Source organism: Phyllobacterium sp. (genome assembly GCF_037994425.1).
GTDB lineage: Bacteria > Pseudomonadota > Alphaproteobacteria > Rhizobiales > Rhizobiaceae > Phyllobacterium.
In genome coordinates this window covers 1-1,976 of sequence record NZ_JBBNAM010000318.1, presented here as the reverse complement: position 1 = coordinate 1,976, position 1,976 = coordinate 1, and the positions used below count along the sequence as shown (strand labels likewise).

The following is a 1,976-nucleotide window of genomic DNA, read 5'->3' as shown; positions in this document are numbered from 1 at the left end:
TAATGGTGACTTCGTCCGGGCGGGACATATTCAATGCCTTGCGAGCCTGTTCGTCCAACATGTCCTTCTCAATTGTGCCATCATGCATAAGTTGGACCTGTCGTTCAAGCTCCGTGCGCGAGGCGGTGACCGCGTCGAGTTGCGCTTGCAGCAGCTTGGTCTGCTCCTGCAGCTTGATGGTCGAATAGAGGCCGTACTCGCCGTGATAGGCGTGAAATCCGAAATAGCTGAAGAACAGCGTTGAAAGCAGCGGAACGATCAGCCGTCCGCGCCGAGTTTTTCGTCTTTGTTTCGTCCACATGGATGCTGGTCCGGATGCTGCGGAATCGGGCCACGATGCCCTATCTCTAGCAATCAATAAGACGATGTTTTGCTTAACAGGGTCTTACCGTAAGCGCGTAAAAGCATAATGGCGGACACAAGGCCCGCCATTTCCGTTGGTTTAACCGGCTATCAAGCGTTGCGGAAAATTCCGCGCCCAGCGTAACGCGCCTGCGGCCCGAGCTCTTCCTCGATACGGATGAGTTGGTTGTACTTTGCAACCCGGTCCGAGCGGGCAAGCGAACCAGTCTTGATTTGTCCGCAATTCGTGGCGACGGCGAGATCGGCGATTGTCGAGTCTTCGGTTTCGCCGGAACGGTGCGACATGACCGAAGTGTAGCCGGCGCGATGGGCCGTATCGACAGCATCGAAGGTTTCTGAAAGCGTTCCGATCTGGTTGACCTTGACGAGGATCGAGTTGGCGACCCCCATCTTGATGCCGTCCCGCAGACGTGCGGAGTTGGTTACGAACAGATCGTCACCGACGAGCTGGCATTTCTTGCCGACGAGGTCGGTCAGATATTTCCAGCCTTCCCAGTCATCCTCAGCCATACCATCTTCTATGGTGATGATCGGGTAATCTCCGACGAGCTTGGCAAGATACTTCGCCTGGGTCTTCGGATCGCGCGACTTTTTCTCGCCTTCGTAGACGTAGTTTCCATCCTTGAAGAATTCGGTCGAGGCACAGTCAAGACCGATAGCGATTTCTTCGCCGGGTTTGAAGCCGGCCTTTTCGATCGATTCGACGATGAAGTCGAGCGCCGCCTGCGCCGTCTTGAGATTGGGAGCAAACCCGCCTTCATCGCCCACATTGGTGTTGTGGCCGGCATCCTTCAGGCGCTTCTTCAAGGTGTGGAATACCTCTGAACCATAGCGGACAGCTTCGGCGATCGACGAGGCGCCGACCGGCAGGATCATGAATTCCTGGAAGTCGATCGGATTGTCGGCATGGGCACCGCCGTTGATGATGTTCATCATCGGTACTGGCAGGACATGAGCCGATGGTCCGCCGAGATAGCGATAGAGCGGAAGACCGGATGCTTCGGCTGCGGCCTTGGCAACGGCGAGCGAGACGCCGAGAATGGCGTTCGCGCCGAGGCGGCTCTTGTTCGGGGTGCCGTCGAGGTCGATCATGGTCTGATCGATGTGAATCTGGTTTTCCGCTTCAAGACCGCCGACGGCATCGAAGAGTTCGCCATTAACCGCATCAACGGCCTTCTGGACGCCCTTGCCGAGATAGCGGCTGCCGCCATCGCGCAGTTCGACCGCCTCATGCGCGCCTGTGGAGGCGCCGGAGGGAACCGCTGCACGGCCTTTGGAACCATCTTCGAGAATGACGTCGACTTCTACAGTCGGATTCCCACGACTGTCCAGAATTTCGCGGCCAATGATATCGACAATTGCAGTCATGGGGCACTTCCCTTTCAATTAGCATGGTGCAGCGTATGGGCTGGCCACTGATAGCGAATGAAGATGACAAGGAAAATCCCTACCGGGACGAAATATGAACGAAAAAGACAAAAGGGCCGCCAATGGCGACCCTTTTGCAAGCGCCTCAGGGCAAAATTAGGCCGCCCTGTCGACCTTATAGTATGAGAATGCGTTATCGCGGACGCGGCGACCATCATTCTCGGTAAGCTCGGAGATGGTGTGGG

The 1,976-nt window shown here is 56.4% G+C and carries 2 protein-coding genes; both read right to left on the bottom strand.

Annotated elements, in window-relative coordinates:
* Positions 1-301: septum formation initiator family protein (locus tag AAAB35_RS21240; RefSeq protein ID WP_340670261.1), on the bottom strand; the 301-nt coding region annotated here is incomplete at its 3' end.
* A 152-nt stretch (positions 302-453) separates the two neighbouring features.
* Complete coding sequence (gene eno, locus AAAB35_RS21235) at positions 454-1,731, bottom strand: phosphopyruvate hydratase (protein ID WP_340670260.1); 1,278 nt, start codon at positions 1,729-1,731, stop codon at positions 454-456.
* Positions 1,732-1,976: the final 245 nt, after the last annotated feature.

What these genes read in the sequence shown, in the direction of transcription:
- eno (WP_340670260.1), bottom strand. Translation starts at nt 1,731, where the DNA reads ATGACTGCAATTGTCGATATCATTGGCCGCGAAATTCTGGACAGTCGT.